The 7,664-nt window shown below is 65.6% G+C and carries 7 protein-coding genes; all 7 read right to left on the bottom strand.

The window, feature by feature from the left end; genetic code table 11:
• Positions 1–533 (bottom strand): DUF4143 domain-containing protein (locus tag IIB36_05285; GenBank protein MCH7531164.1); only part of this gene is annotated, 533 nt, incomplete at its 3' end.
• 51 nt (positions 534–584) lie between these two features.
• Positions 585–2,690 (bottom strand): ABC transporter permease subunit, encoded by a 2,106-nt coding sequence (locus tag IIB36_05280; GenBank protein MCH7531163.1) that lies wholly within the window; start codon positions 2,688–2,690, stop codon positions 585–587.
• Positions 2,687–3,445 (bottom strand): ABC transporter ATP-binding protein, encoded by a 759-nt coding sequence (locus IIB36_05275; protein MCH7531162.1) that lies wholly within the window; start codon positions 3,443–3,445, stop codon positions 2,687–2,689. The genes IIB36_05280 and IIB36_05275 overlap by 4 nt, the downstream gene beginning before the upstream one ends.
• Positions 3,445–4,728, bottom strand: a complete 1,284-nt coding sequence (locus IIB36_05270; protein MCH7531161.1) for an ABC transporter permease — start codon at positions 4,726–4,728, stop codon at positions 3,445–3,447. Before IIB36_05270 ends, IIB36_05275 begins: the two co-directional genes overlap by 1 nt.
• A 2-nt stretch (positions 4,729–4,730) precedes the next feature.
• Entirely contained in the window at positions 4,731–5,669 is a 939-nt protein-coding gene (locus IIB36_05265; protein ID MCH7531160.1) for a MaoC family dehydratase N-terminal domain-containing protein, read from the bottom strand.
• A 6-nt stretch (positions 5,670–5,675) separates the two neighbouring features.
• Positions 5,676–6,827: an acyl-CoA/acyl-ACP dehydrogenase gene (locus IIB36_05260; protein ID MCH7531159.1), complete on the bottom strand. Its 1,152-nt coding sequence runs from the start codon at positions 6,825–6,827 to the stop codon at positions 5,676–5,678.
• A complete protein-coding gene (locus IIB36_05255) occupies positions 6,817–7,656 on the bottom strand; it encodes a CoA ester lyase (GenBank protein MCH7531158.1) in 840 nt (279 codons plus the stop codon). Before IIB36_05255 ends, IIB36_05260 begins: the two co-directional genes overlap by 11 nt.
• Positions 7,657–7,664: the final 8 nt, after the last annotated feature.

The raw sequence follows: 7,664 nt of genomic DNA, 5'->3' as shown, positions 1-7,664 counted from the left end.
CACGGATTTTCATCGCTTCCCATTCGTGGAGCCCATCGACCCGCTCGTCGCGGAACCGTAAGCTCAGAGCACGCGCCACCAAGGGACGGCCAGGATGGGCGGCCGGCGACCGAGCTGTCACGCCATGCGAGAAGATCGCACAATACGAGATTCTCGAGGTGTGGACCGCCCGGCTCCGATAAGCCACCGAGTTGGAGAGCCAGCGCGGTGTCGCACCAGTAGGCTTTGGGGGTCTTGATCAGCCGCTTCGTGCGGTTCACGGAGTACGCGGGAAGCCGCACGAGCTGATATGAGGTCTCCAGGAGGTTCAGCCATCGCCGCACGGTCGGCTGCGGAAGTTGCACGTCGCGTCCGAGCTCGGTCTGGTTGAGGAGTTGACCGAGCCTGAGGCACGTGGCCTGCATCAGCCGGCGGAAGTCCACGAGATTGTCGATGGCCGAGAGATCCTGAAGATCGCGCTCCAAGTAGGTGCGGATGTAGCCGTGGAACCAGATGGCCCGATCCTCTGCCTCAGAGAGATCGATGGCCGGCACGGGGTATCCACCCCTCCGAGCGACCTCCTTCCAATCGGCGGAGCATCGGGCCTACCCGAACCCCTCTGGTCTCTTCTTCTTCATGTCCGGATACGGCGTGCGCACGCTCCAGATCATCCCGAGCGCGACAAGCAGACCCACCAGGGCCAGCGCATAGCCCCACCACGGAATCACCGTCTCCTCCGTGACCCACCCCATGTGAGCCGGCACGAGCCCGATGGCGTTGTTGGCGAAGTGCCAGAGCATCACCGGAAAGATGGAGCCCGTGAGCAGGACCACCGCAGCGAAGACCACCCCGAGGTACGCCGTCGGGAGCAGCCGAAACAAGGACACGTGGAAGATCCCGAAGATCGCTCCCACCATCAGGCAGATCCCAACGGGGCCGAACATCTTCCGGAGCCCGTGCAGGAGGACGCCGCGGAACGCGAGCTCCTCCAGGATGCCGGGCATGATGGTGAGGAACAGCAGCAGCTGCCAAAGGGGCATCTGGTCGCCCAGCAGAGTGTCGCCGAAGGCCTCGAGCACGTTCTGGGGCACGGGGAAGACGTAGCTGTTCACAAGCTCGGCAAGGCCGATCCCGACGAGGTAGCCGGCGGGGGCCCCGATGACTACGGCCAACCAGACCAGCGGGTGTACCGGCCGCAGCGCGAAGGCGGTGCGCGGGTCGAGCCCGTACCGCCGGATCATCAGGAGCGATCCGCCGAAGAAGATGAACACCAGGTTGACCACGACCTGCCCGCGCACGCCGAGGTCCTCGCCGAACCAGAGGGAGATGACCAGGAAGGTCACCCACATCACGCCGAACCAGCGGAGTACGTGTCGCGGGAAGAGCGCGGGCCCGCCCACGAGGTCCGCCTCGTCGAGGTCGGAGTGCGATATGAGTCGCTCGGTGGAGAGCGTGCGTTCGGTGAGCCGCGCGGCCCACCAGGCCGCTCCCCCCGTGGAGCTGAAGGCCAGCAATAGGAAGAGCCAGTCGTACTCTCCCACCATGATCTCGCGCACGGCCACGCCGATCCCGGCGATGGGCACGAATGCGATGGCGGAGCGCAGATCCATGCCGGGCAGCATGCCCGCCAACGACGGTACCAGGAATAGCAGGAAGAGAGGGAAGAAGTAGATCTGGTATTCCTTGTAGGTCTTTGCGTAGCCCGACAGCAGAAGCAGCGCGCTCGAGATGAGCACCGTGAGCGGAAGGAAGAGGATCAGCAGCAGGACCAGGTCCAGCGCCGACAACGCCACAGCGAAATTCTCCGGAAGGTCCACGACGCCCAGAACGACATAGACCAGGAGGTTCAGGATGTTGACGACCGCTACGGCGACCCCCACCGTCACGATCCCCAGCAGTTTTGCGGTGACGATGTCCGACCGGGCCGCGGCGGTGGTGAGCAGCGTCTCCAGCGTGCCCCGCTCCTTTTCGCCGCTGATGGCGTCCACCGCCATGATGGAGCCGCCCGTGAGCATCAGGAGCAGAAGGAAGGGCGTGAGCGCGAGACCCAGAAGCGCGCCTCCCTCCTTCTCGGCGCTGGCGGTGTTCTCGGTCTCCACGGTGGCGACCTGCTCCGGCGCCACCGGGAAGCCCCGGGAGCGGTAGAGACTGTCCCTGAGCCGGGAGCGCACCTCGACGATGCGTTCGCCGAGCCGAGTGGAGGCGTTCCTGGAGAAGTCGCTCTGGCCTCGGAAGCGAAGTCGAAGCGTGGGCAGTTCCGGCCGGGCGTTGTCCTCGTCCGCCTCGGTGGTGTCCGCCGCCGCCTCTGCCGCCCGGATCCTTTCGTACGCCGCGGGCGACAGCGCTTCGACCACCAGGTGGATCCCCGCTGAGCTCAGCAGTGCGTCCGCATCGCTGACCTGCCGCTCCTCGAAGCGCACTCGCGCCCGAGAGGTGTCGGGGTCGTTGGCCTCGAGCTCCAATGCCGCCGCCACGATCTCTCGACCCCAATCGGCCTCATCCCCGACGACGGCGTATTCGTAGACCGTCTCAGCCAGCCTCCGTTGCTCGGAGCGTTCTACCCAGCGCATGACGAAGATGATGAACGGGAAGAGAACGAGCGGCGCCACCACGGCGATGAGGATCATGCGGGTGTCGCGCAGGAGCCTCTTGATTTCGTAAACGAAGAGGGTCGTCAGCACCCCCCGGTCGCCGTATCGCTTCCGGCTCACGGGCCGTCCTCCACGGCCATGACCAGATGCACGAAGATGTCCTCGAGGTAGTGCTGCCCGGTGGCCTGCCTGTGCTCTTCGAGCGTTCCCAGAGCGAGGATTCGGCCCTGGTGGATGATCGCGATGCGATCACATAGCTTCTCCGCCTCGCTCATGATGTGGGTGGAGAAGATGATGGTCTTGCCCTCGTCGCGGAGCTCGCGGATCACGCGCTGCATCTCCAGTGCCGCCATAACGTCCAGGCCCACCGTGGGCTCGTCGAAGATGAGGACCGGCGGATCGTGGACGATGGTTCGAGCGATGGAGATCTTCTGTTTCATGCCGCTGGACAGCTTCTCCACCCGGGCGTCCGCGTATTCCGTGATACCGAATCGCTCGATGAGAGTCTCGACGCGCTGGGTTACCTGGTCGGCCGGATATCGGTTGATGCGAGCGAAGAACTCCAGCGTCTCGCGGCCTGTCAGGCGCGGATAGAGTGCCGTCGAGGCCGAGTAGAAGCCGAGACTTCGCCGCACGGCTTCGGGCTCGGCGAGCACGTCGTGGCCGTTGAGCGATGCCTGCCCACCCGTGGGCTTCAGGATCGTGGCCAACATGCGGAGCGTCGTCGTCTTCCCGGCGCCGTTCGCGCCCAGAAGACCGAAGATCTCACCCTTTCGGCAGTCGAAGTCGATGCCGTCGACGGCCCGGACCTCTCCTCTGGACTCGTCCCAGAAGCTCTTCTGGAGCGCTTGTACGCGAACTCTGGGGCCTTCCATCATCTCGTGGCCCCCTTCTTTCCCATCAGACGCTCCTTGGCAAAGCGCCAAAAGCTCCCGTCGAAGGAGCCCATCAGGAGGTCCTCGAACTGGAGGACGTTCCGTGCGAGAAGCAGGCAAGCCGCCACCATCACCAGGAGCACCGCCAGTGTCTCGGCGATGAGCGGCCAGATGAAGACGCCGTTGATGGCGTCCCGGATCATCCTCGCCGCGTTGGCCACGGGGATGGCGGCGATGGCCGGCGTGAGCGTCTGATCGGTCTGCTGCCCGAGGAGGATCGGGAGCAGCGCCAGCCAGTACACCGGAGTGACCATGGCCTGACCGTCTTTGAAGGTCCTGGCGAAGGCGGCGAGGATCATCATCGCTGCCGCGAAGAAGAGCGCCAGCGCAACCGCCGCCACGATCATCACCGGCAGCGCCAGGAGCGGCAGGCTGAACTGGAACGCGTCCGCCCCGGCCCCCGCGTCTGCCAGGAGCGGGCCCACGATGGCGCCCAGTGACACGAACATCGCGGTCACGTTGAGCACGCCCGCCAGGATGCCCAACGTGGCCACGTAGAAGTACTTGGCGGTGACCACGCTCAACCGCGACGCCGACACCGTCATGAGCGTTTCCCACGTGGAACGCTCTCGCTCGCCGGCGGTGCTGTCGATCGCCGGGATCAGGCAGCCCAGCGCCACCATGAGTACCAGGAAAAGCGGAATCAGCATGCCCATGATGAGCGCGCCCATCTGTCGGCCGCTGGAGACGTTGTCCTGGACGATGCGGAACTGCTCCTGGTCCACATCGGATATGTCGAGGGCCGAGGCCTCCCGCTCCACCCACCTACGCCGGTAGCCGGCCACGATGCTCCGCACACGGTCCCTCGCCCGGCGGCTGCGCTCCACGGCGCGATCGTATCGGATCAGGACCCGGAAATTGTCGTCCATGCCTCGGGCCTCGGCCTCCGGCGGCAGGAACTCGACAAGCGCGTCCAACTCCCCGACACGGATGAGCTCCGCGGCGGAGTCGGGGCTGACGACGTCTTCTCGGATCTCGAGGCTCGTCCGGGCCCGCAGCGTGTCCATGAGGGCAGGGTGCGCGGAAGGCGCGTCGAGGATCACGAGGCGTGAGTGCGTGCGCTCCGCCAGGCCCGTCACGAACACGATCCCGGTGAACATCACCCAGAGCATGACCGGATAGAGGAAAAGCGGCATGAGGATGCTGTTCACCACGATGGCTCGCTCGCGCAGCGCGCAGCGAAGCTCACGGCGGTACAGGATCCAGATGTCGTTCCAGTCCATCTCTAGTCTGCCACCTCCACCTCCACCTCCACCTCCAGCTCCGCCTCCGTCGCGACGCCCCGTTCAGGATGTGCGGCCCACAGCTTCATGACGCCGCCACCGGGCTGACGGGGCTGGCCGTTAACCGCTCGCTCTGCGTCGTCCACACGACGCCCGGCCAGTTGGAACGCCTCGTTGCAGAAGAGGGGTCGGAGAGCCCGGTATCGGAAGAGCCGTGGCACCACATCGGCTGAGCCATCACCCGCGTGCCGAATCCCCGCGTCCAGGAGAAGCAAAGCCAGGAGCGGGCCGTGCACCACGAGTCCGGGATAGCCTTCCACGTCGGTCGCGTAGCGGTGGTCGTAGTGGATCCGGTGGGCGTTGAAGGTGAGCGCAGAGAACCGGAAGAGGGTGATCTCATCCGCCGTGTACGCCTCACTCCACTCCGGCTCGCCTGAGACTGCGGCAGGCGGACCCCCATCTGCGCCGGCCTCACTGCCTGGAGGGGTCTCCGGCAGATACACCAGATTCTGTTCTTCCTCCACCGCGGGTCCATCCTGGTTGGAGATCTGGTGGTGCACGGTCACGAAGACGAGCGGGCCGGAACGGCCCTCCTTGTGCTCGATCGACTGAATCGTGGAGACGCGCCTGGCCGCCTCGCCGATGCGGAGCGTGCCTGGGAACCGTAGGCTGCCACCCGCCCACATCCTGCGAGGGAGTGGGCTCGGCAAGAAGCCTTCTCGTTCCTCATGGCCATCCGGGCCGAGCGCCGAGCGACCGGCCGTCGACTTGAAGTAGATCCAGTGCCAGCCGGCCGGGAGAATCCCTCCGTTCTTCAGCGACGCCGCGTCCCGGTCCAGCATCGCAGCCAGGCCCTGGGCCTGGCCGAGTGAGAGCACCTCTTCCTCCACTCGCTCCTTGCCGAGCCGGGCCTCGAGGTCGGGGAAGCCGGGTGAGCTCATACGGAATCAGAACGAACGGGGAAGGCCCAGAACGTGTTGGCCGACGTAGCTCAGCACGAGGTTGTTGGCCACGGGCGCTACGAGATAGAGGCGGGCTTCCCGGAACTTTCGTTCGATCCCGAACTCCTCCGCCATCCCGTATCCTCCGAAGGTGTCCATCGCGACGTTCGCGGCTTCCCAGGCTACCTCCGACGCCAGGAACTTGCACATGTTGGCCTCGGCGGCGCAGGGTTCCCCCGCGTCGTAGAGCGCGACTGCGCGGTCCCGAACCGTCATCGCTCCCTGTGTACGGATGTACGCTCTTGCGATGGGGAACTGGATGCCCTGATTCTGACCGATCGGCCGGTCGAAGACCACGCGTTCCCCGGCGTATTTTGTGCACCGGTCGATGAAGAAGAGCGCGTCGCCGACGGACTCTGAGGCGAGCAGGATGCGCTCGGCGTTCATCCCGCTCAGGATGTAGGAGAAGCCCTTGCCCTCTTCGCCGATGCGGTTCTCGACAGGGACCTCCAGATCGTCGAAGAAGACCTCGTTGGTCTCATGGTTGATCATCATGTCCACCGGCCGCACTTCGATCGCGTCCCCCGCCTCACGCAGATCGACGATGAAAACGCTCAGGCCCTGGGTCTTCTTCTCGACCTCGTTCCGAGGTGTCGTCCTGGCCAACAGGACCATCAAGTCCGAGTGCTGCACGCGGGAGATGAAGATCTTCCTTCCGTTCACGATGTACCGGTCGCCCTTCCGCTCGGCGAACGTCGAGATGCGCGTCGTGTCGGATCCGGCGTCCGGCTCGGTCACCGCGAACGCCTGTAGCCGGAGAGCGCCGGAGGCGATGTCCGGGAGCCAGCGCGCTTTCTGCTCGGGCGAGCCATGCCGGAGCAGCGTGCCCATCATATACATCTGCGCGTGGCAGGCCGCAGCGTTTCCTCCCGAGTGGTGGATCTCCTCCAGGATCACCGCGGCTTCCCGGATTTCCAGGCCAGGTCCGCCGTACTGCTCGGGAATCAGACAGGCCAGGTATCCTGCCTCCGTCAGCTCCTGCACGAACTCCTCCGGGTACGAGCGCGCGCGATCGAGCTTCTGCCAGTACTCGGAGGGATACCGACTACAGAGCTTGCGGACCTGCTCCCGCAGTTCGACGTCTACTTCAGCGCCCATGTGCGTCGGCCCACGTCAGGATGCGGCGGGCGGCCTCGATGCCTGGCCGGTCCACCATCACACCGTCGAGCATAAACACCCCCTTGCTCTCGCGAGCGGCCTCGGTCACCCGGCGAGCTCGCGTCACCTCGTCCTCGCTAGGAGAGAATGCCGCCTGGACGGCCTCCACGTGGTCGGGGTGGATCGCGGCCTTGCCTTTGAAGCCCAGCTTCCGAACCCGGCCCGCCTCCTCGCGTAGTCCGTCCCGATCCGACACATTCAAGAAGGGCATATCGATGGCGCCGACGCCGCCCAAGCGGGCCGCGTGCACCGTGCGGGAGCGGGCGTAGAGCAGCGCGTCCCACTCGAGGGCTGTGCCCAGGTCGATGCTCAGGTCCAGGCCGCCAAAGAGGATTCCAGAGACGGAGTCCGCCGCGGCCAGCTCTTCCACACAGGCGAGCCCCTTGGCCGTCTCGACCACCGGAATCAGCGATAGGACTCCGACGCCGTCGCTGACCCTGTTCCGGACGTGGTCCAGCTCTTCCGGGGAGTCGACCTTTGGAATCATGAGCGTCAGGGGCGAACCGCGAAGCGTCTCGAGCTCGCTGAGCGCCGCCAGGTCGCGGTCACCCTCGGGCGTCACGGGACTGTTGATGCGAAGGATGAACCGCGTCGGATCGAGGTCGGCTCCTTCGAGGACCGACACCGCGGACGCGCGAGCCTCCTCTTTGGACTCCGGAGCGACCGCGTCCTCCAGGTCCATGCACACCTGGTCAGCTCCGGACGCGATCGCCTTCGCATACATGTCAGGGCGGGTGCCCGGGAAGAAGAGAACGCACCGCGGCGTCATCGTCCCCG

The sequence above is a fragment of the Gemmatimonadota bacterium genome (genome assembly GCA_022560615.1).
In the GTDB taxonomy this organism is placed as follows: Bacteria; Gemmatimonadota; Gemmatimonadetes; order Longimicrobiales; family Gaopeijiaceae; genus UBA1138.
The sequence above is the reverse complement of the archived record's forward strand: the minus strand, read 5'-3'. Positions and strand labels throughout refer to the sequence as shown.